The organism is Hymenobacter cavernae (assembly GCF_014641455.1).
Lineage (GTDB): Bacteria > Bacteroidota > Bacteroidia > Cytophagales > Hymenobacteraceae > Hymenobacter > Hymenobacter cavernae.
In genome coordinates, this window is record NZ_BMHT01000003.1 from 262,868 (window position 1) to 287,814 (window position 24,947).

At 57.4% G+C, this 24,947-nt stretch carries 25 protein-coding genes and 1 tRNA gene; 12 read left to right on the plus strand and 14 right to left on the minus strand.

The genetic code is table 11. The features are described from left to right. Nucleotides 1-53 precede the first annotated feature (53 nt). From IEX74_RS09365 to namA, 6 genes are all read right to left on the minus strand, one after another. A complete protein-coding gene (locus IEX74_RS09365; protein ID WP_188813429.1) occupies nucleotides 54-905 on the minus strand; it encodes a hypothetical protein in 852 nt (283 codons plus the stop codon). After that, nucleotides 886-1,467 (minus strand): RNA polymerase sigma factor, encoded by a 582-nt coding sequence (locus IEX74_RS09370; protein WP_188813431.1) that lies wholly within the window; start codon nucleotides 1,465-1,467, stop codon nucleotides 886-888. The genes IEX74_RS09365 and IEX74_RS09370 overlap by 20 nt, the downstream gene beginning before the upstream one ends. A gap of 209 nt (nucleotides 1,468-1,676) precedes the next feature. Beyond that, nucleotides 1,677-2,036, minus strand: coding sequence for a CoA-binding protein (locus IEX74_RS09375; protein WP_188813432.1), 360 nt, complete (start codon nucleotides 2,034-2,036; stop codon nucleotides 1,677-1,679). Nucleotides 2,037-2,105: 69 nt separating this feature from the next. After that, nucleotides 2,106-3,680: an NAD(P)/FAD-dependent oxidoreductase gene (locus tag IEX74_RS09380; RefSeq protein ID WP_188813433.1), complete on the minus strand. Its 1,575-nt coding sequence runs from the start codon at nucleotides 3,678-3,680 to the stop codon at nucleotides 2,106-2,108. A gap of 78 nt (nucleotides 3,681-3,758) precedes the next feature. Next, on the minus strand, nucleotides 3,759-4,142 hold the full coding sequence (locus IEX74_RS09385) for an adaptor complexes medium subunit family protein (protein ID WP_188813434.1): 384 nt from the start codon (nucleotides 4,140-4,142) through the stop codon (nucleotides 3,759-3,761). Nucleotides 4,143-4,384: 242 nt separating this feature from the next. Further along, on the minus strand, nucleotides 4,385-5,455 hold the full coding sequence (gene namA / locus IEX74_RS09390) for an NADPH dehydrogenase NamA (RefSeq protein ID WP_188813435.1): 1,071 nt from the start codon (nucleotides 5,453-5,455) through the stop codon (nucleotides 4,385-4,387). Nucleotides 5,456-5,682: 227 nt separating this feature from the next. Here namA and IEX74_RS09395 point away from each other — a divergent pair, with 227 nt between their 5' ends. Then, the gene (locus IEX74_RS09395; RefSeq protein ID WP_188813436.1) at nucleotides 5,683-6,276 is read left to right on the plus strand and encodes a DUF2911 domain-containing protein; all 594 of its coding nucleotides are present in this window, start codon (nucleotides 5,683-5,685) and stop codon (nucleotides 6,274-6,276) included. 194 nt (nucleotides 6,277-6,470) lie between these two features. Here the strand turns inward: IEX74_RS09395 and IEX74_RS09400 are convergent, their stop codons facing one another. Next, nucleotides 6,471-7,388, minus strand: coding sequence for an SRPBCC family protein (locus tag IEX74_RS09400; protein WP_188813438.1), 918 nt, complete (start codon nucleotides 7,386-7,388; stop codon nucleotides 6,471-6,473). A 30-nt stretch (nucleotides 7,389-7,418) separates the two neighbouring features. After that, complete coding sequence (locus tag IEX74_RS09405; protein ID WP_188813440.1) at nucleotides 7,419-8,393, minus strand: tryptophan 2,3-dioxygenase family protein; 975 nt, start codon at nucleotides 8,391-8,393, stop codon at nucleotides 7,419-7,421. Between the two features lie 290 nt (nucleotides 8,394-8,683). On the opposite strand from IEX74_RS09405, the gene sdaAB reads away from it, so the two are divergent. The 3 genes from sdaAB (at nucleotide 8,684) to IEX74_RS09420 (ending at nucleotide 12,470) form a co-directional block, all read left to right on the plus strand. Further along, a complete protein-coding gene (gene sdaAB, locus IEX74_RS09410) occupies nucleotides 8,684-9,367 on the plus strand; it encodes an L-serine ammonia-lyase, iron-sulfur-dependent subunit beta (protein ID WP_188813442.1) in 684 nt (227 codons plus the stop codon). A 13-nt stretch (nucleotides 9,368-9,380) separates the two neighbouring features. Then, on the plus strand, nucleotides 9,381-10,922 hold the full coding sequence (locus tag IEX74_RS09415) for a TolC family protein (protein WP_188813444.1): 1,542 nt from the start codon (nucleotides 9,381-9,383) through the stop codon (nucleotides 10,920-10,922). Between the two features lie 156 nt (nucleotides 10,923-11,078). Continuing rightward, the gene (locus IEX74_RS09420; RefSeq protein WP_188813446.1) at nucleotides 11,079-12,470 is read left to right on the plus strand and encodes an efflux RND transporter periplasmic adaptor subunit; all 1,392 of its coding nucleotides are present in this window, start codon (nucleotides 11,079-11,081) and stop codon (nucleotides 12,468-12,470) included. Nucleotides 12,471-12,567: 97 nt separating this feature from the next. Here IEX74_RS09420 and IEX74_RS09425 read toward each other — a convergent pair whose 3' ends face one another. Then, nucleotides 12,568-13,050 carry a lipocalin family protein gene (locus IEX74_RS09425; RefSeq protein ID WP_188813448.1) on the minus strand — a complete coding sequence of 161 codons (483 nt, stop codon included), beginning with the start codon at nucleotides 13,048-13,050 and terminating at the stop codon, nucleotides 12,568-12,570. Nucleotides 13,051-13,428: 378 nt separating this feature from the next. On the opposite strand from IEX74_RS09425, the gene IEX74_RS09430 reads away from it, so the two are divergent. After that, nucleotides 13,429-14,418, plus strand: coding sequence for an NAD(P)H-dependent glycerol-3-phosphate dehydrogenase (locus tag IEX74_RS09430; protein ID WP_188813450.1), 990 nt, complete (start codon nucleotides 13,429-13,431; stop codon nucleotides 14,416-14,418). 45 nt (nucleotides 14,419-14,463) lie between these two features. On the opposite strand, the gene IEX74_RS09435 is transcribed toward IEX74_RS09430, so the two are convergent. Further along, a complete protein-coding gene (locus IEX74_RS09435; protein ID WP_188813452.1) occupies nucleotides 14,464-14,778 on the minus strand; it encodes a DUF3592 domain-containing protein in 315 nt (104 codons plus the stop codon). Between the two features lie 19 nt (nucleotides 14,779-14,797). On the opposite strand from IEX74_RS09435, the gene IEX74_RS09440 reads away from it, so the two are divergent. The 4 genes from IEX74_RS09440 to IEX74_RS09455 all read left to right on the plus strand — a co-directional run bounded on the left by IEX74_RS09440 (nucleotide 14,798) and on the right by IEX74_RS09455 (nucleotide 17,889). After that, nucleotides 14,798-15,226, plus strand: coding sequence for an EamA family transporter (locus IEX74_RS09440; protein WP_188813454.1), 429 nt, complete (start codon nucleotides 14,798-14,800; stop codon nucleotides 15,224-15,226). Between the two features lie 131 nt (nucleotides 15,227-15,357). Further along, nucleotides 15,358-16,512 carry an MFS transporter gene (locus IEX74_RS09445; RefSeq protein WP_188813456.1) on the plus strand — a complete coding sequence of 385 codons (1,155 nt, stop codon included), beginning with the start codon at nucleotides 15,358-15,360 and terminating at the stop codon, nucleotides 16,510-16,512. 247 nt (nucleotides 16,513-16,759) lie between these two features. Beyond that, entirely contained in the window at nucleotides 16,760-17,398 is a 639-nt protein-coding gene (locus IEX74_RS09450; protein ID WP_188813458.1) for a flavin reductase family protein, read from the plus strand. A gap of 80 nt (nucleotides 17,399-17,478) precedes the next feature. Continuing rightward, nucleotides 17,479-17,889 carry a DUF4259 domain-containing protein gene (locus IEX74_RS09455; RefSeq protein ID WP_188813459.1) on the plus strand — a complete coding sequence of 137 codons (411 nt, stop codon included), beginning with the start codon at nucleotides 17,479-17,481 and terminating at the stop codon, nucleotides 17,887-17,889. A 162-nt stretch (nucleotides 17,890-18,051) separates the two neighbouring features. Here IEX74_RS09455 and IEX74_RS09460 read toward each other — a convergent pair whose 3' ends face one another. From IEX74_RS09460 to pdxH, 3 genes are all read right to left on the minus strand, one after another. Then, entirely contained in the window at nucleotides 18,052-18,627 is a 576-nt protein-coding gene (locus tag IEX74_RS09460) for a Maf family nucleotide pyrophosphatase (protein WP_188813461.1), read from the minus strand. Beyond that, a complete protein-coding gene (locus IEX74_RS09465; protein ID WP_188813463.1) occupies nucleotides 18,618-19,928 on the minus strand; it encodes a DUF1015 domain-containing protein in 1,311 nt (436 codons plus the stop codon). The genes IEX74_RS09460 and IEX74_RS09465 overlap by 10 nt, the downstream gene beginning before the upstream one ends. 129 nt (nucleotides 19,929-20,057) lie before the next feature. After that, the gene (gene pdxH, locus IEX74_RS09470) at nucleotides 20,058-20,711 is read right to left on the minus strand and encodes a pyridoxamine 5'-phosphate oxidase (protein WP_188813465.1); all 654 of its coding nucleotides are present in this window, start codon (nucleotides 20,709-20,711) and stop codon (nucleotides 20,058-20,060) included. Between the two features lie 316 nt (nucleotides 20,712-21,027). Here pdxH and IEX74_RS09475 point away from each other — a divergent pair, with 316 nt between their 5' ends. The 3 genes from IEX74_RS09475 (at nucleotide 21,028) to IEX74_RS09485 (ending at nucleotide 24,429) form a co-directional block, all read left to right on the plus strand. Then, entirely contained in the window at nucleotides 21,028-21,585 is a 558-nt protein-coding gene (locus IEX74_RS09475) for a YqgE/AlgH family protein (RefSeq protein WP_188813467.1), read from the plus strand. Between the two features lie 62 nt (nucleotides 21,586-21,647). After that, entirely contained in the window at nucleotides 21,648-24,122 is a 2,475-nt protein-coding gene (locus IEX74_RS09480) for a DUF349 domain-containing protein (RefSeq protein WP_188813469.1), read from the plus strand. A 234-nt stretch (nucleotides 24,123-24,356) separates the two neighbouring features. After that, nucleotides 24,357-24,429: transfer RNA gene (locus IEX74_RS09485), tRNA-Thr, on the plus strand. Between the two features lie 220 nt (nucleotides 24,430-24,649). Here IEX74_RS09485 and IEX74_RS23355 read toward each other — a convergent pair. Next, a complete protein-coding gene (locus IEX74_RS23355) occupies nucleotides 24,650-24,775 on the minus strand; it encodes a hypothetical protein (RefSeq protein ID WP_262892031.1) in 126 nt (41 codons plus the stop codon). Between the last annotated feature and the right edge of the window lie 172 nt (nucleotides 24,776-24,947).

The window sequence follows — 24,947 nt, forward strand, 5'->3', positions numbered from 1 at the left end:
TGCGGACCAGTTTACACTTGCTTGGTAACTGGTAGATGGTAACTGGCAACTGATTACGGGTGCGGCGCGGTGGTGTAGGCTTCCACTTGGGCCGTAATTACTTCGGGCAGAGCCACTTTGGGTAGGTTGATCTGGCGTCCATCCAACACGACGTTGCCTACTTTTTTGCTGGCTTTCAGGAGCAGATTGCCCAGTCCTTTGCGACGCCCGCTTTCGCCGTCGGCAGCGTAAGCCGTGGCGCCCGGCGTGGCACTTTCGCGGCGTACTTCCACGATGATCGGGCCCGATGGCGCGGCCGCGGCCACCAAGGCGGGGGTACTAGTCGGCTCAGGGCTAGGTAGGGTCGCGGGGACAACTGCCGGGCGCTCCGGATGCGCAACGGCGGGTGTCGCAACGGCCACTGCCTGAGCCGGTGCCGAGCTAGTAGAAACAGACGTAGGTGTGTGGGGGCGAGCGGAGGGCGTAGTGCGAGCCACAGCGCGGCGCAACCCAGGAGCGGGAGCTAAGGGCCGACCGGTGTGCACTGCCGGAGCCGGTTCCTGAGCCGTGGAAGCAGTGGCGGCTAGCCTTTCCGAACTTGCTTCTGACTTCTTAGATGCAGCTTCCAAAGGAGCGGTTGCCTGGGTGGTTGGCTGATTGAGAGAATTTTTTTCGGTTTGCTTCTGGGTTGTGACGGTGGCTAGCTCCGGCGTCGAGTTACCTAGGTTTGGAACGCGCAGCAGCCAGCCGGCGCCCACCACGAGCAGCAGCGCAATCACGGCCGCCGCGGCATAAAGCCACATCACCGGCCGCTTTTTGGCGGGTTGCAGCTCCTCTTCGAGCTGGGTCCAGAGGTAGTCGGGCGGGGTAGGCGCGTGGTGCTGAAGCTTATCGCGAAACAGCTTATCAATATCTTCCGGTTGCATAATATTCTTTGGGTGAGGAGTTTGACCCCGACGCCTGGGAGTTGGCGACGGCGAGACGGCGCTGCAACATGGCCCGCGCCTTACTCAGCTGCGATTTGGAAGTGCCTTCCGAAATGCCCAGCAGCTCAGCAATTTCGGGGTGCGAGTAGCCCTCTAGCGCGTAGAGGTTGAATACCGTGCGGTAGCCCGCCGGCAGCTCAGCCAGCACCGCTAGCATGTCGGCGGCGTTTAGTTGGCTTTCCGCGTCGGCGGGCGTGGTAGCCAGGTCGGTGGGGTAGTCGTCGATGGCGAGGTGCAGGGGCTCCTTGCGGCGGAGCTGGCCCAGGGCCTCATTGACCATGATCTTGCGAATCCATCCCTCGAAGCTGCCCTCATGCCGATACTGATCCAAGGCCCGGAACACTTTCACAAATCCGCCCAGCATCGCCGACTCGGCGTCTTCCCGCTGGCGCAGGTAGCGCATGCACACACCTAGCATCAGACCCGCAAACCGTTCGTAGAGCAGTTTCTGGGCCCGGCCACTGCCTTGGCGGCAGGCGGCGATGAGGTCGGCTTCGGTCACGGAGGGTAAAGGTTTTAGGCGATAAGTGGCGTTTGGTGGGGTAGATGAGGGAGGTTAGGTTGGGGTTGCCTGGGGCCGTAAAAATAATTTCCCGCAGAGAAGCGCGGAGGAAGCGTAGAGGTCCGCAGAGCACAACGATTTATACGTTAGAACTCTGCGGACCTCTGCGTCTCCTCCGCGCTCCTCTGCGGGAACCGACGTAAGAAAAGTTAATAATTGCCGATCGACAGCATCACCAAAGTGCAAGCCTCTTCGGTACGGATGCCTTTGGCCTGTGCCATTTTCTCCAGCTCCTCATTCTCGGTGCCGGGGTTGAAGATGATGCGCTTGGGGTTGAGGTCTAGGATGTAATCGTACCAGGCGGGCTGATTTTGCGGCCCCACGTAAAGCGTCACAGTGTCGACGCTTTCTTCGGCGGGTCGGTCGGTGTGAATATCCAGGCCGGCTACCTGTCCCTTGCGGATGCCCACCGGCACCACTTCGTGGCCATGCCTTTTGAGCATATTAACGGCGCGGTAGGAGTAGCGGTCAGGATTATCGCTGGCGCCGATGACGACGGTCTTTTTCATAAGGAGCGGTTAGCTGTTAGCTTTTTAGGTTGAAATCAAACAGTTTTTCAGTACTAGTACGAAAAAACATCAGCTAACAGCTAAAGCTGCCATTGCCTCGGCGCACCGCTCACCATCCATGGCCGCCGACACGATGCCTCCAGCGTAGCCAGCCCCTTCGCCGCAGGGAAACAAGCCTTGGATGTTGGGATGCTGGAGCGTATCCCGGTCGCGGGGGATGCGCACGGGGGAAGAGGTGCGGCTTTCCACGCCCACAATCTGGGCGGCGTTGGTTGCGTAGCCGGGAATCTTCTGCCCAAAATCGCGGAAGCCCTGGCGCAGGCGCTCGGCCAGACCTAGGCCGAGCACGTCGTCCATGCGCACGGGCACGAGACCAGGTTGGTAGGAGGTTCCCAGCAATTCAGGCGAGACTTTATTCTTTAAAAAGTCGCCCAGCCGTTGCGCCGGCGCCAGCTGCGTATTACCCGCCAGCGCGCACGCCCGCTGCTCGATTTCCTGTTGCAGACGTAAGCCGGCGAGTGGTCCGTGCTGACCTAGGTCCATGTCTTCCAGCTCGATAGCCGCCACGATGCCCGAGTTAGCAAAGCGTGAATCGCGGCGCGACGGCGACATGCCATTCACCACGACTTCGCCGGGGGCCGTGGCCGCCGGCACGATAAAGCCGCCCGGACACATGCAAAATGAGAACACCCCCCGCTGCTTGCCTTTCCACTGCGTCTGGTGCACCAGCGAGTACGAAGCCGCCGGTAGTTGCCCGCGGTCGGCACGGCGGTACTGGGCCTGATCGATGAGGGTTTGGGGGTGCTCTACGCGTACGCCCAGGGCAAAAGGCTTGGCTTCGATGAGCACGCCGCGTCGGTGGAGCAGCTCGTAAATATCACGGGCCGAGTGGCCGGTAGCCAGGATAACGCCGTCGGCTTCAATGCTTTCGCCGGTGGCCGTGACTACGCCGCGTAGGTGGTTCTGCTCCAGAACAAGATCCGTCACGCGCGTGTCGAAGCGCACTTCGCCGCCGGCTTGCCGCACCGAGTCGCGCAGGGCGGCTACCACCAACGGCAGCTTGTTGGTGCCGATATGCGGGTGGGCGTCCACCAGAATGTCGGGCGTAGCACCATGCTGCACGAAGATGCGCAGAATGCGCTGAATATCACCGCGCTTGGTGGAGCGCGTGTACAGTTTGCCGTCGGAATAGGTGCCTGCGCCACCCTCGCCGAAGCAGTAGTTGGAATCCGGATTAACGATATGCTCCTTGTTGAGCGCAGCCAGGTCGCGGCGACGCGTGCGCACGTCTTTGCCCCGCTCTACCACAATTGGCTTGATACCTAGCTCGATAGCCCGAAGCGCGGCAAATAAACCGGCCGGACCTGCCCCCACGATCAGCACCGAGCGCCGGGCGTGGCTGACGTCGGGGTAGCGAAACCAGGGGCCAAACAGGTCGGTAGGAGGCGGCGAAAGCCACACATCGGCGCGCAGCCGCACCAGAGGCTGCCGGCCGCGCGCATCGATGGAGCGGCGGCGCAGGTGCACAAAATCGGCTTGGCCGGGTCGCAGACCAGCGGCTTCCAGCAGCGCCCGGTAGCGCGCAAACTCATCGTAGGCCACTTCCGGCGGAAGCAGCACTTCTATTTCTTTTTTCTCAGACATGAAATGGGCGAAAGGGAGTTAACCTTTAAACCAGGTTGTTAAGCAGACAACAAAGCTGCTGGAGTAGTTCGGGCTTCGTTACTGTACCGTCAGGGTATCGACTGTATAGGTCGTGGGGCCACTCAAAAATTTGAGGTAATACGTTCCCGGCTGGGTTGGTTTGAACGTGTAATCTGCTTGAATAGGCACCGCAACCTGCGTGCAGACGCAGCCGTCGTAGCTGACACTTAGCGCTACCTTCACCGAGTCGCCTACGCGTTCCTGAATAAACTTGTCAAACTTGCCACAGCTGTTCTCGGCTGCAAAAGAAACCGTGAATTTAACATCCTCATTAGCCCGGCTCGTTCTGGGGCCTGTTGCCTGCGCTATGTACGTTACAGCGCTACCACGACAGGTATTCTCGGAGCCTAGGCTACAGCTGGCCAGTAAAAAGCAGGCAAACACTATGAGCGTGTTTTTCATGGTACGACTAGGGGTGCAGTTTTATATGGAGAGGCAATTTAGCACTCTTTGGTTGCACGCACCTCCTAAACGCACCCCAGGGAAGCACCGCGTAGGAGAGGCACAGGGCAGCTACTCACCCGGTCAACGTACCTGAAAGCCCCGATAAATGAAGGCAACTGGCGTCATAACCTAGGTTCGGACATAAACAGAACAGCCGGACTTATCAGATCCGGCTGTTTGTTAAAATGCTTATCTATGAGTTACTTAACGCGCTTAGCGCGCTGGTACTGCACGGGCCATTCCACATCCACACCTAGGTCCTGGGCCGCGTGGAGCGGGAAGTACGGGTCGCGCAGGAACTCGCGGGCCATGAAAATCAGGTCGGCCTGGTTGTTTTCGAGGATGGCTTCGGCTTGCTGGGCGTTGGTGATGATGCCGACCGCGCCGGTCGGGATGCCGGCTTCCTGCTTAATGCGCTCCGCAAATTCCACCTGATAGCCGGGCCCCACAGGAATTTTAGCCTGGGGAACGTTGCCGCCGGTGGAAGCGTCGATCAGATCGACTCCTTTGGTTTTGAGAATGTTAGCCAGCGCAATAGAATCTTCGAGCGTCCAGCCGCCCTCGGTCCAGTCGGTGGCCGAGATGCGCACGAAAAGCGGAAGATCAGCGGGCAGCACTTCGCGCACGGCTTCGGTTACTTCGAGCAGCAGCCGAATGCGGTTTTCATAGGAGCCACCGTATTCGTCGGTGCGCTGGTTGCTCAGCGGCGAGCAGAACTGGTGGAGTAGGTAGCCGTGGGCCGCGTGAATCTCAATGACCTTAAAGCCAGCCGCCAAGGAGCGCTGCGTGGCCGTCCGGAAATCGTCGATTACCTTCTGAATGCCTTCTTGATCAAGAGCAACGGGCAGGGGATAGGTGTCGGAAAACGGAATGGCACTGGGCGCTACCGTCTGCCAACCTAGGTTTTCGGGTACCGCGCCTTCGCCCGTCCAGGGGCTGTAGGTGCTGGCCTTGCGGCCCGCATGAGCCAGTTGGATACCGGAAACCGAGCCGTGCGCTTCCAGAAAAGAGGTAATACGCTTCAGGCCCTCGATGTGCTCATCTTTCCAGATACCTAGGTCGTCGGGGGTGATGCGCGCTTCGGGCGATACGCCGGTGGCTTCGAAGATGATGAGGCTGGCGCCGCCCACGGCCCGGCTGCCCAGGTGTACTAGGTGCCAGTCATTAGCAAAGCCATCCTGACTGGAATATTCGCACATCGGTGAAACTACGATGCGGTTTTTAAGCTCAATGCCCCGCAGACGGAACGGGCTGAAAAGTTTTGCTGCCATGAAGTTGAGAGTAGTAAAACGCGCCCGGCCAAGGAACGTAGCGGCCAGCGCGCGGAGATAAATCCGATTGCCTCGTATTACCGCCTCACGCCCCGAAGGTTTCCAGCGCTCAGCTTCGCAACCCTAGGTGCCTGCTGCCCGCAACGAGAAAACCGCTTACTTTGAGCAATAAAGTCAGGTACTTAACCTTTGTATCCGCACACGGTTTCTTTCCCAAAACAACTCCTATGAAAAACTTTCTCGCCAACCGCCTTGCCCCAAGCCTGGGCCTGACGCTGTTTCTGCTCGCGGCCGCAACTACCACCAGCCTCGCCCAGACGACGACCGCCACCCAAACCACCAAAGCACCGGAAGATAAATCCAAGCGACCAAGCCCGCCTGCCAAAGCAACGGCCACAGTAGGCGGTGCCACCGTTACCATCGACTACAGCCGGCCGTCGGTGAAAGGCCGCAAAATTTTTGGCACACTGGAGCCCTATGGCAAAGTGTGGCGCACGGGTGCCAACGAGGCCACCACCTTTGAGGTCAGCAAAGACGTGAAAATCGAAGGCCAGACGCTGCCCGCCGGCAAATACGGCCTGTTCACCATCCCCGGCGAAACCGAGTGGACCATCATCTTCAACAAAACCGCCGACCAGTGGGGCGCCTACAAGTACGATGCCGCGCAGGATGCGCTACGCGTGAAAGTGAAGCCCAAGAAGACCGCCCAACTCACGGAGGTCTTCACCATCAACCTGGATAAGACGGGCAAAGTGGCCATGCTGTGGGAAAATACGGAAGTTGATTTCACGGTAAGCAGCGGCGGTAAGTCGTCGATGTAGGCTTCTGAACTAGCTGCCTGATTCTCGGGAAAACGGCTGCCAGCATGCGATTTGTAGCGGTCTGGCAAATGGCGTAATTACCATTGAAAAACATTGAATCGTGCTTGAACCTAGCTTTCGCTCCTCTGGAGGTGAAAGCTAGGTTTTCCTTTTTAATAGACCCACGCACGATGCATCATTGTGTCAGGAGGTGCTTAATGCTCAGGCATGATTTCGTAGGCGCTCTGTAGATCCTGGGCTAGGTTGTCAAAAACGTATTGGTGCTCCTGCTCAATAGCTATTTTCTCCAAAGGCTCCCAATACATCCTAGGCTTTAGTTCGGAGGTATACGTTGTGATTCGGGTAAGCTTCGTCTGCCCGTTTCTGGTTGGCTCAAAGAGATAGATGGCTTCTTTAAATCCTAGCCACTTCCTGCCTGTTAGCTGGTAGTCGATAATATCCATTTTCAGGAGCTCGCCTTTTTTAAGAGCGGTAATCCGTTCTACTATTTTTCCTCCTTCGAAATAGCAGGTTCGCAAACCACCTACCTTCTCCTGTTCCAGCACGCATTTTTGCGGGATAGGCAAGCCAATGCGCAGTAGAAATGGCTTATAGGTATCAAGCGTGTCAACAGATTTAATCTGTTCGTAAACCTGCTCTGCCGAATAGGGTAGGACAGTGCTTGAATAGACTTCTATCGTTTCGAGCGCTGAGTTGAGCTTTTTATCAACAGGTGCAAACAGCAGAAACACTAGAAAGGGGAGAGCTAGGGTATTTAAATTGGTCGATTCGTTTAGCTGTTCATACCGCTTCAGTAGCAGGGAAATAACGCTCCCCAGAAACAGAAGCGGCACAATAATCGGCAGCGACATCAGAACGCAAATCATGCCTTCTAACTTACCTACTAGCAAGAGTATCAGAAAAATAGCTAGGCTAACGGCTAGCCCCCGATACGCCCATTTGATGCTAGGCAGCGCCCCGATGGCAATGCCCGTAACGATGGGTAATAAAATAAAAAACGCCCAGCCGTAAGCAATTAGGTGGTAGTGAAGTAGTAAGAAACCAATTAATAGAAAGCTAAGCGAGATGATAATAGCCAGGCGGAAGCTCTTGTCGGAGAGGATAGTTTTCATACCTAAAGATCGTATCCGTCGATGTTTGACTTACCGCTTATCCTCCAAAATACTCTCCACCCAGCCTTTACCCCAATCTTCCATTTCCTGCGCGCTCCAAAGTTGGGGGTAGAAAATGCGCTTCTGAAACTTGGGAGGTAGGTACTTCTTCCAGTTGGTGCCGCCCGTGGCGGGCACGTCGGTGGGGTCGCGCTGGAGGTAGCGCACGGCCGATTTGAAGTGCATCAGCGGCCAGTTGACGTTCACGTTCACGTCGAGCTGCTTGAGCTGGCGCAGCAGGCGCGGGTGCTGGCGCTCATCGGCGGGCAGGCGCTGCACCACACTCCACAGATTGCGGTCTTTGTATTCGGCGGCGTGGGCGGTGAGCTGCTGCGTATACTTTTCTTCGAATTGAATGAGCGTGAGGGCTTTGGCGCCCGTGTCTTCCACCGTTGCGCCGGCTTTCCAGTAAATACAGCCCATCAGCTCGTCGTGGGCGGCGGCTTCGCCGAGCAGGCGACGCTTTTCTTTGTCGAGCAGATTATCGAGGGAGGTGCTGGCAATTTCGATCATGCGATACTGCACACTCTGGAAACCCGAGGCCGGCATCAGGGCCATACGGAATTGCAGGAACTGCTGCTTGTCCATGCCGTCGACCATCACATCGAAGGAGTCAATCAGGTTCTCGAAGTAGCGGTTGATGCGGCCCACGCGCAGCACGATTTCACTGAGAGTTGGCTGTTGCAGGGCGCCAATCTGCTCGTATTCACACAGGCAGAGTTTAAAATACAGCTCCGTAATCTGGTGATACATAATGAAAATCCGCTCGTCTGGAATCTGGGTGAGCGGCCGTTGCAAGCTCAGCAGCGTGTCAAGCTCGATATAGTCCCAGTAATTGACGTAGTCGGCGTAGTACAGGCCTTCAAGGTAAGCAGCTAGGTCCTGACCATCAGCAGCATACTTCTGCTGAAGGCGGCGAAGCTGGGCGAGTACTTCGGGTGAGAATTCGGAGATAGATTCAGACATGAGAAAGCAACGCGGAAAGGAACCCGCAACTGTGGAGCGTGAAGCGCAGGAAGGCGCTAGCCAGCCTGTGCTTCGTGTGTCATGGAACGATTCAACCTAGGTCTGGCTAGTGCAAGTTGTTCCATGACACGCGAAGCACAGGCTTCGCACGACAGCCGACGCTGCAAAGAACGAAAAACCAACCAAATCAGTCCGGCAGAGGCAACCTAAACCCGGACATAAACATCTAATGAACAGACGCGCTTCCGGGCGTTGTTCTTCTCTCTGAATCCAATACCTTTACCGCGTACATGGCGGAGAAAAGCAGTATTTTCGATATGATCGGGCCCGTGATGATTGGACCTAGCTCCTCGCACACGGCCGGGGTGGTGCGCATTGCCCGGGCCGCCATCCGGATCCTAGGGTCGTTGCCGACGCACGCAGTCATTACCTTCTACAACTCCTTTGCCCGCACCTACGAAGGCCACGGCTCCGACCGCGCTATTGTGGCCGGCTTGCTCGGGTACGCCACCGACGACAAGCGCATCCGCGACGCCTTCGACCACGCCAAAGAGGCGGGTTTGCACTACACCTTCCAGAGCGTGGGCAATGCCTCGACCATGCACCCGAACACGATCAAGCTTCAGCTGCGCGACGAGCGCACCGGCCAGACGGCCGAAGTGATTGGGCAGAGCCGGGGCGGCGGCGTGATTCGCATTGTGGAGGTGGATGGCTTCCCGGCCGACTTCTCCGCCTCGCTGCACACGCTCATCGTGGATGCCGACGACCGGCGCGGCTCCATTGCCTTCATTGCCTCCGTCATTGCCCACGATGACTGCAACATTGCCACCATGTTTGTCTCGCGCAAAGGCAAGCACGACGTCGCCCGGCAGTTTATTGAAATGGATTCGGGTATCAAGGACATTACGTTGGCTTATTTGCGCCAATTAAGTTGGGTACACCGCGTTACCTATATTCCTAACATCGATTTATAGTTGCCTTTAGCCCATGAAACAAAATTCTACTTTGCTTATTCGCTCCCTGGTTAGGGCTGGCGTCGGCTTAGGGCTAGGGCTGGTAGTGCATGCGGGCGCCGTGGCCCAGACTACCCCGCCCACTCAGCCGCCGGCCGGAGCCATACAGGCAGCCCCCTCAGGACCCTGGACGCTGCAAGGCGCCGTCGATTATGCTTTGCAGAACAACCTAACGGTGCGCCAGAGCCTGCTGACGGCCGATTTGACTTCGGCGACCTTGCGGCAGAGCAAGGCGGCGCTGCTGCCCACGGCGAACCTCTCGGGCACGCAGGCCTGGAACTACGGTACCAACATCAACCCGCTGACGAACATCTTCCAGGATCAGACCACGCGCACGAATAATTTTTCGGGTACGGCGCAGGTAACTTTATTTGCGGGCTTTCAGCTGCGTAACATTGTAAAGCGCAACGCCTTGGATTACGAGGCCGGGCTAAAGGATGTAGAGCAGGCCCGCAACGATCTGTCGCTGAACGTGGCGTCGGCTTTTCTGCAAACGGTATTAGCGGGCGAGCTGCTGCGCACGAACCAAGTACGCGTGAACAGCACGCAGCAGCAGGTAAATCGGACGAAGGTGCTGTTGAAGGCGGGCAGCGTAGCGGAAAGCAACTTGTTGGATCTGCAAGCCCAGCTAGCTACCGATCAGTACAACGTTATTACGGCCCAAAACCAGCTGGACCTAGCCCGGTTGCAGCTAGCTCAGTTTATGAACCTGAATGCCGCAGCTACGCGCGCGTTGTCCGTAACAACTCCCGACCTGCCCGACCCCGACGAACAGTCGTTGGCCGATGCGCAGCCGGATGAAACGTTTGAGCTGGCCCAGGCAGCCTTGCCCGAAATCAAAGCGGCCGACTTGCGCGTACGCTCCGCCCTGCGGAACGTAGAAGTGGCCCGCGGCGCCTACTATCCTCGTCTGACGTTTGGCGCCAGCATTTTTACGGGTTATTCCTCGCTTTATACCCGTCCCATTGTGACGGGAGACTCTGTTCAGCTTCCGCTGCCGGTTTTTCAGTACGATGCCGCCACGGGGCAGCCCGTGTCCACTCCCTTTGTGGCCTTGTCGCCTAAGCAGCCAGTACGCAGCTCCGCGTCCAGCGACTTCCCGGATCAGCTCAAAAACAACCTAGGTCGGTCGTTACAGTTTGCCTTGCAGATCCCGATTCTGAATGGATTGCAGACGCGCACGACCGTACAACGCTCCCTGATTGCGGTGAAGCAGGCCGAGCTGCGCCTAGATCAGGCTCGCCTCACCTTGCGTCAGAGCATTCAGCAAGCTTACGCCGATGCGTTGGCGGCTCAACGGCAGTACATTGCCGCACGGCAGCAGGTAGACGCCCTGACCTTATCCTACCGCAACTCGGAAATCCGCTTCAACAACGGTCTGCTCAACGGCACGGAGTTCAACATTGCCAAGAACAACCTCACCGCGGCCGAGTCCAGCATGATTCAGGCGAAATACAGCTTCATCTTCCGGCGCAAAGTGCTGGATTTCTACCAGGGCAAGCCACTCACTTTATAGAGCGGCTGAATGGCTTCGCACTGAGTGTTGTTCAACGACCTTACTCAGTGGGAAGCCACTCAGTCATTCTTCTCTCCGATACTTAACTATTAAAAAGCTCCGTGACGTAGTGTTCTGCTCAAACAGTCACACAGTCACTCAGTCACTCGACGAAGTATGAAAAACAACCGCTTACTCTACATTCTGCTGGGGATTATCATTGTGGGGCTAGGGGGCTTTGTCGTGGCCAAGAAGAAGGGCCTCGTCGGGAAGCCGGCCGGCACGGAAGTGATTGTGGCGAAGGCTACGCCGGCCAACATCGTAGAGAAGGTGAGTGCCTCGGGCAAGGTGCAGCCCGAAACAGAAGTGAAGATTTCGCCGGACGTGTCGGGTGAAATCATTGAGCTGTACGTGGCCGAAGGCGACTCCGTGAAGAAAGGCCAGTTGTTGCTGCGCATCCGCCCCGATAACTACCAGGCAATGGTGAGCCAGCAGTCGGCTGTGGTGGGCACACAACGCGCCAACGTGGGCCAGGCCCAGGCTAGGTTGCAGCAGCTCATTGCCAATGCCAAGCAAACCGAGCTGACCTATCGGCGCAACGCCTCGCTTTACAAGCAAAAGGTGATTTCGCAGGCAGACTACGAGGCTAGCCAGGCGGCTTACAATGCCTCGCAGGAGGAGCTGAATAGCGCCCGCGCCAGCATCCGGGCGGCGCAGAGCAGCGTAACCAGCGCCCAGGCCGCTCTGGAGGAAGCTCGTAAGAACCTGAATAAGACCACGATCTACGCGCCCGTAAGCGGTACTGTCAGCAAGCTGAACGTGGAGAAGGGCGAGCGGGTAGTGGGTACGTCGCAGATGGCGGGTACCGAAATCATGCGCATTGCCAACCTCAACTCGATGGAGGTGCGCGTGAACGTGAACGAGAACGACATCATCAACGTGCACCTAGGTGACTCGGCCGACGTGGAAGTGGACAGCTATGCGAACCAGGACGAGAAGTTCCGCGGGCTCGTGACCAGCATTGCCAACACGGCCAAAGATGCGCTTACGGCCGAAGCTGTGACAGAATTTGAGGTGCGCATTCGCCTGCTGCCGGAGTCGTACCGCCACCTGCTGCGCACCGTGAACGGCCGCACGGTGGTTCCGTTCCGCCCTGGCATGACGGCTTCGGTCGACATCATCACCGACCGTAAAAGCCAAGTGCTGAGCGTGCCGCTGGCTTCCGTCACGACCCGCTCCGACAGCGCCGCTACGAAAGCTGCTAAGCCGGAAGGTGGTGGTCCTGCGCCCACAGCCGCCAGCGACAAGCCCGCTCCGAAGGTGGAAGTGCAGGAAGTAGTCTTCGTGGTGCGCAACGGCAAAGCGATGATGGTACCCGTGAAAACCGGCATCAGCGATTTTGCTAACATCGAGATTCGCAGCGGCTTACAGGCGGACGAACAGGTAGTGAGTGGGCCGTTCCGGGCCGTAGCCAAGACCCTAAAAGATGGTGGCGCCGTGGTGGTAAAAGACGCCAAAACCATCAACAAAGCCGCGCTGAAAGAAGACGCTGACGACGACAGTAAGTAGCGCTCTGGAGCTAGGTTCTCCTACATTACAAAAAGCAAAACCGCCTTTCTCTCCAGGAGAAAGGCGGTTTTGCTTTTTGCCAGAGCGTCAGGCTAGGTTACTTTTTCGTGTACGTGAAGGTCTGGGTGTACTTGGTGCCATTGATCGTCGTGATGGCCTTGAGCTTGAGCGTACTATTGTCGAGGCTCACGATGTTATAAGTGTTTCCGGTGTAGCCGGGGAAGGTGGTGGCCAGCACGGTCTCGTCTTCCTGGAAAGCCCAGCTGCCCGTGAGCGACTGCGGGTCGTTGGTGCTGCACTTGGTCGCGCCTTCTTCGAAGTGGTACACGTTCGGCTTGGAAAAGCTCAGTACATCGTCGAGGGTGCAGTCTTCCACGTAGGGGAACAGATCGGTTACCTGCTTGCCATTCATGGTGCGGGCCGGGTTGGTAGTCAGGGCGGACAGCATCCAGGTTTTATCGGTCAGCATTTCGGTTTTGGTGGCGGGCTTGGCTTCTTCTTTGTCTTTGTTGGTGTCGCAGGAAGACAGCGAGAGGGTGGTGGCTAGGATGGCGCAGAGGGTGAAGGAAAACTTGTTCATGATGGAGGAAGTATGAGAGGTTGAAATGTTGTGGCGTTGTGTAAATGTGATGCAAGTTTACGCCGCAACATTCTCACTATCATTTATTTACTCGGACATGAATATGTGATTGCATCTGCTGAATTACTGCTGCTTAGCAGGTTTTGCTATTGCGCGCATCACACGTATATGTAGCCTGAGAAGTCTTAATTTGGGAGCTGTAGCTCGGAAATCCGTTCTGCGCTACAGCCTAGGTTGGGCAATAGCTTGGAGCTTCGAATTAGGCTTTTCGCTTCTTAGAGGCAGGCCCTTCACTCCGCTCTGGTGCGTTCAGGATGACAAGGGAAATCGTACTTTAGCCGCTCATTCCCGCCCGCATACGCCCTGCTATCAACTCCAATGCACAAAATTGCCATGATCGGTGGTGGCTCCTGGGCCACGGCACTCACCAAAATCTTATCGGAAAACGGTAGCCGCGTGGGCTGGTGGCTGCGCCACAAAGACGACGTGCAGCACTTGCAGCGCACGCGCCATAATCCGCGCTATTTGTCCTCCGTGGCCTTCGACCTAGGTCATGTGTTTCCCGCCACCGACTTGGCCGAAGTGGTAGCTGAGGCCGACTGGCTGGTGCTGGCCGTGCCCGCCGCCTTCGTGCAGCCTGTACTGGACAAGCTCGACCGCGACGCTTTGAAAAACAAGCGTATCATTTCGGCCATTAAGGGCATGATTCCGGCCAAAAATGTGCTAGTGACCGACTACGTGGCGCAGCGCTTTCGCCTCGCGCCCGAGCAACTGGGCGTAGTGGCCGGCCCGTGCCACGCCGAAGAAGTAGCCCTGGAAAAGCAAAGCTACCTCACCATCGGCGGCCCCGACCTCGCTTTGGCCGAGGACTTCTGCGCGCTGCTGCGCAACCGCTACGTGAAGGCCCACGCCAGCGCCGACCTCGACGGTATTGAGTACTGCGCCGTGATGAAAAACATCATCGCCCTGACCTGCGGTATCGCCCACGGCCTCGGCTACGGCGACAACTTCCAGGCGGTGATGGTGAGCAATGCGGTGCAGGAAATCCGCCGCTTCCTGCACGCGCTCAGCCCCTGCCAGCGCGACCTGTCGGCCTCGGCCTACCTAGGTGATTTGCTGGTGACGGCCTACTCGCAGTTTTCGCGCAACCGCACCTTCGGCAACATGGTGGGCCGGGGCTACTCGGTGAAATCGGCGCAGATGGAGATGAACATGGTGGCCGAGGGCTACTACGCCGTCAAGAGCATTCACGAGCTGAACAAGAAGCTTAAGGAGTTTATGCCCATCACCGACGCCGCGTATCGGGTGCTGTACGAGAAGGTAGCGCCGGCCGTAGAAATTGAGCTGTTGAAGGAGAAGTTTCGGTAGGAATATCGAGTAATCAAAATCGGGTATCGTAGGAACCCACGCTCCCTACACCAACTCAAAATTAGTTGGATTACCTTCTTCGTACAGAACCGTCACTTTTTCCCCTTTGGAAAACCTAGGAATAGCCATTGCCCATCCGTGTAAATCGTCTGCTTCGATAACCTCTCCCTGCTGAGTTTGAAACTGAATAACTGGTCGAAATACGGAGATACGACTTAAGTGAAACTTGTTCCGGATAACAACTCCCTGCGCCCGAATACCATGCAAGCGTAAGTTCTTGGTTCGCAACTTCTCTTTGAAAATATGTCGAGTTGCCATTCCTATGATGACCAGCGCCCAAATAGTAAAAAACCAGTTCATATCACAAATATATTAGACTATGCCCTGGCTTCTCCTCGCTCTGCTCACCGCCTTCTGCCTGGCGCTCTACAACTTCTTCATCAAGCTAGCTTCTGATCAGTTGCCAGCGGCAGTGGGCGCGGTAGTGCTGCAACTTGTGGCCGCTGGCCTAGGTGCCGCGTGGCTGCTGAAGCTCAAGCTGCAAGGGCAGCCGCTACCTGTCACCGGCAAAGGCTTGCTGCTGGCAACATTGGCAGGGCTAGGAGTGGGGCTAGCCGAGATTCTGACCTTTGTGGTGTTCAGCCGGGGCGTGCCGTCGTCGGTGGGCACGCCGGTGATTGTGGGCGGCTCGGTGCTACTCACGGCCGTGCTGGGGCTGGTGGTGGCGCGCGAAACGCTCACGTTGCCGCAAGGCCTAGGTCTGTTGCTGATTGTGGGCGGCATCGTGTTGCTGGCGCGTGGGCACTAGCTCTTTCTTACTGAGCAGAACCTAGGTTCCCACATACCTCTGCGGGAACCTAGGTTCTGCCGATTTTATGTGCCCGGCGCAACAAACTTCCAACTTTGGATGTCTGTGCATCTGGCAAAATACCCGATCTTATGCTTTCCGTTTCAGCACCCGCGTACGTTCCGAAGCGCACCCACAGGCTTGCCGTGGGCGCCATGTTTTTTCTGTTGGGCTTGTGTTTTGCCAGCTGGGCGTCGCGCATTCCGAGCATTCAGCAGAAGCTAGGTTTCTCCGACGCGGTGCTTGGTTTGGTGCTCTTCGCCATGCCCGTCGGGCTGATGATTTCGCTGCCGATAGCCGGCTGGCTGATTGCCAAGGAAGGCAGCCGGAAGGTGATTGTCGCGGCGCTGCTGCTTTACTCGGTCACGCTGGTAGGGCTAGGTTGGGCCCAGAACATCATGCAACTGGCTTTGTGCCTGTTCGTGTTTGGCTTTGCCAGCAACACGGCCAATATCTCCGTTAACACGCAAGCCGTGGGAGTGGAGGCGCTGTATGGCAAATCCATCATGGCCTCTTTTCACGGACTGTGGAGTTTGGCGGGCTTTGCGGGCGCGGCCATCGGCACGTTCATGATTGGGCTAGGTATTGTGCCGGGGCAGCACTTTCTGTTTATTATGGCGACCGGAGTAGCCGGCGCGGCTATCTGCTCGCGCTACTTACTAGTTGAAGATCATAACGTTAATCCTGATCAGCCGATCTTCGTCAAGCCCGATAAAGAGCTGCTTACCCTAGGGCTGATTGCCTTCTTCTCGCTGATCTGTGAAGGGGCGATGTTCGACTGGAGCGGCGTGTATTTCAAGAAAATCGTACAGCCTGCACCGTCGTTGGTGGGAGCCGGCTTCACCGCGTTCATGAGCACGATGGCGCTCGGCCGGTTCGGGGCCGATTGGTTTAAAGACCGCTTCGGACTGCGCCGCACCTTGCAGCTTAGTGGTGCCCTCACGGCTGGCGGCTTGTTGCTGGCGGTGGTGATTCCCCTGTTTGCCACGGCGGTGCTCGGTTTTTTCCTGGTGGGCTTTGGGGTGTCTTCGGTGGTGCCGCTGGTGTACAGCGCGGCGGGCAAGTCCAAAACGATGTCGCCCGGTTCGGCCCTGGCTGCCGTCTCCACTATTGGTTTTCTGGGCTTTCTGCTAGGTCCGCCGATGATTGGGCTGGTTGCCGGCGCAACGAGCCTGCGCGTGTCGTTCATTATCGTGGCCATCATGGGCATGGCCACGGCCACGGTTGCAACGAAGGCGAAGCTGTAGCAATAACAATAACAATCCGCCGCTATTCTTGTCTGTCATCCTGAGCGTAGCAACGCGGAGCGAAGGACCTACCTCTGAGAAGCGAAAAGCTCTACCAAACACCCAATACCTTCAAGCTCTCAAGCTAGCTTTGGTGCAGTACGAAAGAAGGCTCGGGGTATAATAGATGAGCTTTTCGCACATTAGAGGCAGGTCCTTCGCTCCGCGTTGCTGCGCTCAGGATGACAGATGTTTATCAAATCTCTACATGAAGCATATTACCGAGCAGGACATTCAGGGCATGGAAAAAGTATTCCGCCTGAATTTGATTAACTCCATTACGGGCTATAAGCCGGCCAACCTGATCGGCACGGCTGGGAACGACGGCGCAACGAACCTGGCCATCTTCAGCTCGGTAGTGCACCTAGGTTCTAATCCGGCGTTTATCGGCATGTTCACGCGCCCCACGACGGTGCCGCGCCACACCTACGAGAACATCAAAGCCAGCGGCCGCTACACCATCAACCACGTGCAGGCGAGCTTTGTGGCGCAGGCGCACTACACCTCCGCCGATTTCCCGCGCGAGGAATCAGAGTTTGCCGCCTGCGGCCTGACGCCGGAGTATCTGAATGACTTCTCAGCGCCGTATGTGCAAGAAAGCCAGATCAAGATGGGCTTGGAGTTGGTGGAAGAAGTGCCCGTGCAGGCGACCGGCACGATCATGCTGGTGGGCAAAGTTATCGACTTGTATCTGCCCGAAAACCTGCTGCGCCCCGATGGAACGGTGGATCTGAACGGCGCCGGCGACGTGGCTATTTCCGGGCTCGATGCTTATCATACGGTGCAGGAACTCGCTGCCTATCAGTACGCAAGAGCAGGACAAGGGCCGCGCGAAAAGGCCAAGTAGCTAGCCTAATTTTAAGGCTAGGTTGTTCGTTCTGCGGCTACAAACGTATCAGAGTTCAAACCGCAAACTGAACCACGACTATGGCCGCCTGGGGACCTTACAACTTTGATAACGACGACGCCACCGATTTTGCCGGCGAGTTCATGAACAATGGCAGCGAAGTGCTGCTGCTCGAAACGTTGGTTACTGCTGCCGACGAGGAAGAATTTGTAGAAGCCGAAGTGGCTTTGCCCGCGCTGGCCGCTGCCGAAATTGTGGCCGCCTGGCGCGGGCACCCCGGCACCGATTTTCTGCCCGGCTTGCTGCCTGTGGTGCAGCGCCTCGATATAAGCGACGAAGATGAGCTAATAGAGCTGGCCCAGCAAGCCGTGGAAGCCGTGCTCAAAGACTCAGAGCCGCGCAATATGTGGACGGAGAACAAGCAGCTTGACGTGTGGGAAGCCGCCCAAAAGGATTTGTTAGCCAGGTTAGACGCGGAGCCAAATCCGTAATACCAGAACGTCATGCTGAGCTTGTCGAAGCATCTCGCGTGCAATGGTAAGTCCAATCGTCAGGATTACTACCACAACGACAGCCTGCAAGATGCTTCGACAAGCTCAGCATGACGTTCAACATCAGCACGCTTCTCCCGTTGGTCGAAATGACGTTCTTAGTCAGCTAATGCTGACACCTAGCTTTTCCAGCTCCTCCCAAACCCGGTGCACCGGCAGGCCCATTACGTTGAAGTAAGAGCCTTCTAAGCGGGTTACGGCCACCATGCCGATCCAATCCTGCGCGCCGTAGGCGCCGGCTTTGTCGAAAGGCTTGTAGTTCCGGACGTAAAACTCGATTTCGGCAGGCGAGAGGGTGCGGAAATACACGCGCGTCTGGTCGGAAAACACGATGCGGCGACCGTCGCCGGTGAGGAGACACACGCCGGTGTACACGTCGTGGGCGCGGCCTTGCAGGCGCGTAAGCATCTGCTTGGCTTCGGCTTCGTCGGCGGGCTTGTTCAGCACGTCATCGTCGAGGCACACGATGGTATCGGCGGTGAGCACCACTTCGTCGGGGGCCAGGGTCGCGCGGTAGGCTTCCGCTTTGTGGGCGGCCAGGTATTCTGCCACCTCGGCGCGCACCAGGTGAGCCGGGAAGCTTTCGTCTACTTCCAGCAAACGAATTTCGTAGCGCAAACCTAGGTCGGTGAGAAGCTGGCGGCGGCGCGGGGAGTTGGAGGCTAATACTAAACGCATTGCAGAAATGGGTTGTCGGCTTCCTGGTCGCGAATGCTGGTGAACAGGAAGCCCACGATGGTTTTGGGGTAAAAAAACGTGGACTTGGGCGGCATCACGGCGCCGGAGTGGCACACGCGCTCCACCTCATCCATCGTTACTTCGTTGGTAATGAACGCCGCGCGGGCCGTGCCGCGGTCTACTTGCGCCAAGCACTCGGAGAAGCTGCGCACGTAGGCCACACCCGGCCAGTTGCGCTGCGCATCTGGCCCAACCACGTCAAGCACCCGCTCCAGTACGAAGTAGTGCAACACCGTCAGATCCAACGCTTTAACTTCTGTCGTGGTATCCCAGGCGAGCTGCGCGTGCACCTCGGGCTTCAGCCGGATTTTGTAGGCCTGCCCACCTAGGTACAGCCCGAAGGCCCAGCGCTTGCCAGCAATAATTTCCGGCAAGTCATACGCATCATCCTGCCCGAGCACGGTAAAGAACTGAGCAAGTCGCTTCAGAAATTCCTCATTGGAAAGCTCACCAGGAAATTCCAGCAGCAAGCGGTGCGTCGGCAGAATGCGCAGGTCGTCGGCCGCGGCGTTGGTGAGGTACATCAAGTGATAGTTCCAGAGTTCAAAGCCAGTCGCTTTTGGATCAGCTACTTGCCGCGCCTGACGATACACCAGGGAAGCTTCGTAGCGATGGTGCCCATCGGCCAGAATCACCTGCTTATCGGCGAGCAACGCCAGGAAGCGGTGAATTATGTCGCGGTCCTGAATCATGGCCAGCACGTCGCGGGCGCCCTGGTAGTCCTCCTCGGTTTGGTAGAGCGGGTCCTGGATGGCCTCGTCCATGTAGCGCTCCAGCTCGAACGTGTCGTCGCGGTAGAGGCCGTGCGTGGCGCTGCTTTGCAACTGCGTACGGGCCAGCAGCTCGGCGCGGTCGTTCACCGAAACCGGCAGTGTGTTCTCGTGCCTCAGCACCACGTTTTCGCTCCAATCATACGCCCGGATGTGGCACATGAAACCCTTGCGGCAATACTCGCGCGCGCTGCCCGGCAGCCGGAAATACTGGTAGTACACGTACACGCCCGGCAACTCATCCTGGCGCAGCACGCCGGTCTTTTGCCAGTCGGCCAAGGTGCGCACGGCTTCACCCGCCGCATCCTCGCCGCGCGGCACCGAAAGGTGGATGCTATTCAACGGGTTGTGATACAGCGCCTCGCGCTGCTTCCGCGACACCACATCAAACAACGGCGAAACATACGCGTCGATGGCAGCACCTAGCTCCGGATTGTAGCGCCAGCCGCGCACGGGTCGAATTTCAGCCACTCGGAAATGTTGAGTTTTGAATGTTGAGTTTTGAATGAAAAGGCTGAAAGTGTCAGGTGTTGAATAATTGTATGACTGGCTTCTAAGCACGATCATTCAACATTCAAAACTCAACACTCAAAATTTCTTTTATGGTGCCAGGCGGCTGCGCTTCCAGCCCTCACCCTCTTTTTCGTATAAGATTCGGTCGTGGAGGCGGCTGGGGCGGCCCTGCCAGAACTCGATGCGGGTGGGGCGCACGATGTAGCCACCCCAGTGCGGCGGGCGGGGCAAGGGGTTCTGGTCGGCAAACTGTGCTTCCACCTCCTTTTCGCGCTGCTCCAGCTCCTCCCGGCTGCCGATTACCTGGCTCTGCGGTGAAGCCCAGGCGCCCAGTTGACTGCCCCGCGGCCGACTTTGAAAGTAGGCGTTCGACATAGTGGCGGGCGCTTTTTCGACTCTGCCTTCCACCCGAACCTGCCGTTCCAGGCCGGGCCAAAAGAAGTTGATAGCCGCCAGGGCCTCGTGGGCTAGCTCCTGGCCTTTGCGGCTGTCATAATTTGTATAGAAAAGAAAGCCTGCGTCTTCGGGCAGACCTTTGAGCAGCACTACGCGGGTAGAAGGCTGACCATCAGAGCCAACAGTAGCCAGGGTCATGGCCGTGGGTTCGTCGAGCTGGGCGGCCAGGGCTTCATCCAGCCAGGTGCGAAACTGCTGCACGGCATCCGGCGCGACGTCGTTTTCGGTGAGGGTGCGTTGGGCGTACGTCCTGCGCAGGTCGGCTAGGTATTGATCGTTTGTCATCAAGTCAGGTGCGTTTGACAGTTAACCAGCAGCTGGTCGATCCGGTTGTCATCGTGCTAAGCCTATGCTGGCACACCACCAACCGGTACTGGTACTGACGCTGGAAAAGGCGCAAGGTAGCAAATGTGGCCGCGCCGGGAACCTGTAGCCCGCGAACCGACGTAAGACAAATAAAGAGGCTGCGCAAACAGTGAGTGGGGAGAGAACCTAGGTTGTGCTTCACGCCCCGCTGCCCACCTGTTTTGTAGCAGGCACAAGTGCCGTGATTCGCCTGAATCAGTGGTGTTTGTCAATAAAAAGAACTAATAATTGAGCAATGAAACCAGGTAGCCTCCTCATCTCGCAGCCCTTCCTGGGCGACCCCAATTTCGAGCGCACCGTTATTTTACTGTGCCGGCATTCGGAAGAAGAAGGGTCTTTTGGCCTGGTGCTCAACCGCCAGACCAACCTCCAACTCGGCGACGTGCTGGAGCTGCCGTATGGCGAAGCTTCGCCCGCCGCGCACGTGCCACTTGGGCTGGGCGGACCCGTACAGCCTGATACTCTGCACTATCTGCACAAGCGCCCCGATATTCCCGACGCGGTAGCCCTGGGCCAGGATGTGTACTGGGGTGGCGACTTTCAGGTGCTGCTCGGCTTGCTGCTAAGCGGCGAGCTAGGTGCCGACGATGTGCGCCTGTATGTCGGCTACTCGGGCTGGACGGCCGGGCAGCTGACGGGCGAAGTGGGGGAAAATGTTTGGATTGTGCACCCGAATGCTGCCGGGAAAGTATTTACTTTGGATAATGATGCCTTTTGGCAATCCATCCTGCGCGAAAAAGGCGGCCGCTTCCGCGTCTTGTCCAATTACCCCGTGGACCCACGCCTGAACTAATCTGCCCCGCCGCCCTGCTTTCCACTGCCCGCTGCCTACCTTGCGGGCCTTTCCGCTGAATCATGGTACCTGAAAACGAAAACACCGCCCCCAACCACTCCGACGCCGCGTCGGAGTCGCCGATGAGCATTCTGGAACGCCGTCTGGCGGAAATCCAATCTAAACAAAGTCAGGCGGAAGAGCCTGCGCCTTCTGCTCAGGGATCTGCTCCCGCCAATGTGCCGGCCGAAACAACTGCTGCCGTGCCCACCGCGCCCGAAGACATTACGGAGTTGCCGGCGCAAGGTGCCCCGGCTCCCGCAGCCGGGCAGCCCCTAGGTGCCGGTACGGCCGAGGCGCATGCTGAGCCTTCTAACGCGGTTGTCGGCGAAGTGCCGGCGCCGAGCCCCAGCGCAGAAGCTTCTGCTCCACTGGCTCGGGCGGAAGAGCATTATGGCACCCAAAACCCTGGTGTAGTGAATGCCCTGGCTGCCGAGCCAACTGCTTCGGATGTGGCGGTCACGCCGGAGCCTGAATCCCTGTCGGGGAACTCGGACGCTGAGGCAAGCTCGCTGGAACCCGCTACTACACCCGACCCGGAAGCCCTGTCCGGCGTGGCAGGAGCAGAAACGCCTGCTACGGCTCCCGATGCGCCGGCTACCACTACATTGCCCGCTTTCCCGCTGGCTTCGGCCGAAGACATCGACAATGCGCCGATGGAGCTGGCTGCGCTTCCTACTTCCGATAATGAAGGCGCCGCCGAGGCTGCCGCGGAACTACACGACCTGCAAGCCAGCGGCGACGAAGACGACTACGTACCCGAAACGAGCGGCCCCGATTTCTCGCAGCTCGACCTAGGTGCTCAGGGTGCCTACCTGCTCGACCTGCTGCGTCGCCCCGATGCGCGCCAGAACCGTAAGCAGATCTTTGACCTGAACCGTCAGTATGAGCAGGCAGTAGCCGCGGAGCGCAATGCCGCTCGTCAGCGCTTCACGGCCGAGGGTGGAGAGGCAGAGGCATTTGTTTTTCAGAGTCCCGTTGGTTACCAGGAAGTTGCCAAAGCCTTGCAGGAGTTCCGCGAAAGCCGCGCCCGCGATGCCAAGGCGGAGGATGAGCAGCGCGCCCGCAACCTAGCCCATAAGCAGCATCTGCTTTCGCAGCTTCGACAGTTGGTAGAGTCCTCCGAAACCAAGGACAGCTCGGCCCGCATCAAAGCCCTGCAAAACGACTGGAAGGTGACCGGCCCCGTGCCGCAAAAGGATGCGCAGGAACTGTGGAACAGTTACCACGCCCTGCTCGATATCTTCTATAACAACCGCGGTCTGTTCTTCGAAATGAAGGAACTGGACCGCCGCCGCAACCTCGAAGCCAAGGAAGTGCTGATTCAGCGCGCTGAGGCCCTAGGTCAGCAAAGCAGCATCAACAAAGCCCTGCAGGAGCTGCGTCAGCTGCATGAGGAGTGGAAGCATGTTGGTCCGGTGCCCAATGAGCAACGCGAGCCCATCTGGAACCGCTTTTTGCAGGCTTCGGAAAAAGTACACAACCGCAAGAAGGAGTTTGTGGATGTGCGCTCGGCGCAGGAGAATGCCAACCTAGCCCGCAAGTCCGAGTTATTGGAGCAGATCAAGCCCTACGCCGACTTCCATACGGAGCGCGTAAACGAGTGGCGCTCTAAGACCGATGAGCTGCAAAAGCTGAAGAATGACTGGGATGCCGCCGGCTTGGTGCCCCGCGACAAGGCCGAGCAGATGAACAAGCAGTTCTGGGCGGCTTACAAAGGCTTCTTCCAGCATAAAAACCAGTTCTTCAAAGCGCTGGACGAAGAGAAAAACGCCAACCTGAAGCGCAAGCTGGAGCTGTGCGAACAAGCCGAAGCAGCGCTGCACAACCCGAACTGGGAAGAAGGCCGCGAAATTGTGATTCGGTTGCAGAAGGAGTGGAAGCTCATCGGCCGCGTACCCGAAAAGCAGTCCGACAAAGTGTGGAACCGCTTCCGCACCGCCTGCGACGCGTTCTTCGATCGTAAAAACCAGGAGGTCAAGCAGCGCGAGCAGCAAGCCCAGCAGGTTTCCAGCGAGCAGGCTGCCCACCTCGACCGCCTGGCTGATGCCGTGGCCGGGCTGAATGTGGACAACCCCGGCACGCTTGAGGCCTTCCGCCAGCACGTAGCCGAGTGGCGCACCTTCGAAGGTGCGGCCGCGGGCCCGCGTGGTGCAGCCGAGCGGGCTGAGGAGAAGTTCCAGACCCTGATGGGTAAGTACCTGGATACGGTTCCGGGCCTGTCGTACGCCGAGCGCAATGATTTGCTATTCCAGCTGCAAGTAGAGCGCCTGAAAGCCAGCCCTGATGCCCAGCAGCAGCTTTACCGGAAAGAACAAGGCTTGCGCCGCGAGATCAACGAGCTCGAAAACGACATTGCTACCCTGCAAACCAACCTCGACTTCTTCGCCCGCTCGAAGAACGCCGATCAGCTCCGCGCTGAGTACCAGGGCCGCATCGATGAAGCCAAAACCCGAATTGAAGGGCTGAAAAGGCAGTTGAAAGTCGTGCGTAGCTAGGGTAGTTGCCTGTTGTTCTACTGACAAAAAAGGCACTTGGCTTACGGTCAAGTGCCTTTTTTGCGCTAATTTCGGCTGCTGTGCAACCTCCTGATGAATATTTCTACGACGTAGCCTGAATTTTAATCTTTTTAAAATCAGGAGTATGGCTCCTTTTTAATTAAAAAATCGGGAGAAATTCGTTTGCTTAGATTGCGAAATACGATTCCTTAGCTAGTTTTGCATCACCAATTCGCCTCCATAGCTCAGCTGGTAGAGCAACTGACTTGTAATCAGTAGGTCGCTGGTTCGATCCCGGCTGGGGGCTCATTGCCTTAGAACGCGCTGCAAACACTTCGTTTGCAGCGCGTTTTTTTATTAGTCTGCTAAGACAGATAAGCTGTCTTAGGTGCTTTGCTCTAGTTTACCTAGAAGCTGTTCCGGTCATGCTGAACTGGTCGAAGCATCTCTACTGCCAAAGTAAATCCTACTACCAGCGCAACGAAGCGGTAGAGATGCTTCGACCAGCTTAGCATGACTTAAAAGCACTACGGATGGCGGTGAAAATTACTCCGGGTGTGGCGACCACCGCCGGTATTAAGTTGACGGTAGCGGTTCGTGCAATCGGTTAGTAGCAGGGCTGGCAGCACCAGGATCAACAGCAGCTTTCTCATATGTATGCTAACGCAGAAGTAGGATAATTCATTGCTTCCTGTATTACTAGCAGTGATCCGGCTTGCAGACCTAGGTTTTCGCCGGGCCGGATGCCGCGGTGCTGATCAAACCGTGCTTACTTTTGCCCGGCCTGGTAAGCTCAGCAGGCAAATGGCCTCAGCCGCCCACGCA

Bases quoted from the DNA above. Each gene is read 5' to 3' on its own strand.
- IEX74_RS09365 (WP_188813429.1), bottom strand. From the start codon at position 905: ATGCAACCGGAAGATATTGATAAGCTGTTTCGCGATAAGCTTCAGCAC.
- IEX74_RS09375 (WP_188813432.1), bottom strand. From the start codon at position 2,036: ATGAAAAAGACCGTCGTCATCGGCGCCAGCGATAATCCTGACCGCTAC.
- IEX74_RS09380 (WP_188813433.1), bottom strand. From the start codon at position 3,680: ATGTCTGAGAAAAAAGAAATAGAAGTGCTGCTTCCGCCGGAAGTGGCC.
- IEX74_RS09385 (WP_188813434.1), bottom strand. From the start codon at position 4,142: ATGAAAAACACGCTCATAGTGTTTGCCTGCTTTTTACTGGCCAGCTGT.
- namA (WP_188813435.1), bottom strand. From the start codon at position 5,455: ATGGCAGCAAAACTTTTCAGCCCGTTCCGTCTGCGGGGCATTGAGCTT.
- IEX74_RS09395 (WP_188813436.1), top strand. From the start codon at position 5,683: ATGAAAAACTTTCTCGCCAACCGCCTTGCCCCAAGCCTGGGCCTGACG.
- IEX74_RS09400 (WP_188813438.1), bottom strand. From the start codon at position 7,388: ATGAAAACTATCCTCTCCGACAAGAGCTTCCGCCTGGCTATTATCATC.
- IEX74_RS09405 (WP_188813440.1), bottom strand. From the start codon at position 8,393: ATGTCTGAATCTATCTCCGAATTCTCACCCGAAGTACTCGCCCAGCTT.
- sdaAB (WP_188813442.1), top strand. From the start codon at position 8,684: ATGGCGGAGAAAAGCAGTATTTTCGATATGATCGGGCCCGTGATGATT.
- IEX74_RS09415 (WP_188813444.1), top strand. From the start codon at position 9,381: ATGAAACAAAATTCTACTTTGCTTATTCGCTCCCTGGTTAGGGCTGGC.
- IEX74_RS09420 (WP_188813446.1), top strand. From the start codon at position 11,079: ATGAAAAACAACCGCTTACTCTACATTCTGCTGGGGATTATCATTGTG.
- IEX74_RS09425 (WP_188813448.1), bottom strand. From the start codon at position 13,050: ATGAACAAGTTTTCCTTCACCCTCTGCGCCATCCTAGCCACCACCCTC.
- IEX74_RS09430 (WP_188813450.1), top strand. From the start codon at position 13,429: ATGCACAAAATTGCCATGATCGGTGGTGGCTCCTGGGCCACGGCACTC.
- IEX74_RS09435 (WP_188813452.1), bottom strand. From the start codon at position 14,778: ATGAACTGGTTTTTTACTATTTGGGCGCTGGTCATCATAGGAATGGCA.
- IEX74_RS09440 (WP_188813454.1), top strand. From the start codon at position 14,798: ATGCCCTGGCTTCTCCTCGCTCTGCTCACCGCCTTCTGCCTGGCGCTC.
- IEX74_RS09445 (WP_188813456.1), top strand. From the start codon at position 15,358: ATGCTTTCCGTTTCAGCACCCGCGTACGTTCCGAAGCGCACCCACAGG.
- IEX74_RS09450 (WP_188813458.1), top strand. From the start codon at position 16,760: ATGAAGCATATTACCGAGCAGGACATTCAGGGCATGGAAAAAGTATTC.
- IEX74_RS09455 (WP_188813459.1), top strand. From the start codon at position 17,479: ATGGCCGCCTGGGGACCTTACAACTTTGATAACGACGACGCCACCGAT.
- IEX74_RS09460 (WP_188813461.1), bottom strand. From the start codon at position 18,627: ATGCGTTTAGTATTAGCCTCCAACTCCCCGCGCCGCCGCCAGCTTCTC.
- pdxH (WP_188813465.1), bottom strand. From the start codon at position 20,711: ATGACAAACGATCAATACCTAGCCGACCTGCGCAGGACGTACGCCCAA.
- IEX74_RS09475 (WP_188813467.1), top strand. From the start codon at position 21,028: ATGAAACCAGGTAGCCTCCTCATCTCGCAGCCCTTCCTGGGCGACCCC.
- IEX74_RS09480 (WP_188813469.1), top strand. From the start codon at position 21,648: ATGGTACCTGAAAACGAAAACACCGCCCCCAACCACTCCGACGCCGCG.
- IEX74_RS23355 (WP_262892031.1), bottom strand. From the start codon at position 24,775: ATGAGAAAGCTGCTGTTGATCCTGGTGCTGCCAGCCCTGCTACTAACC.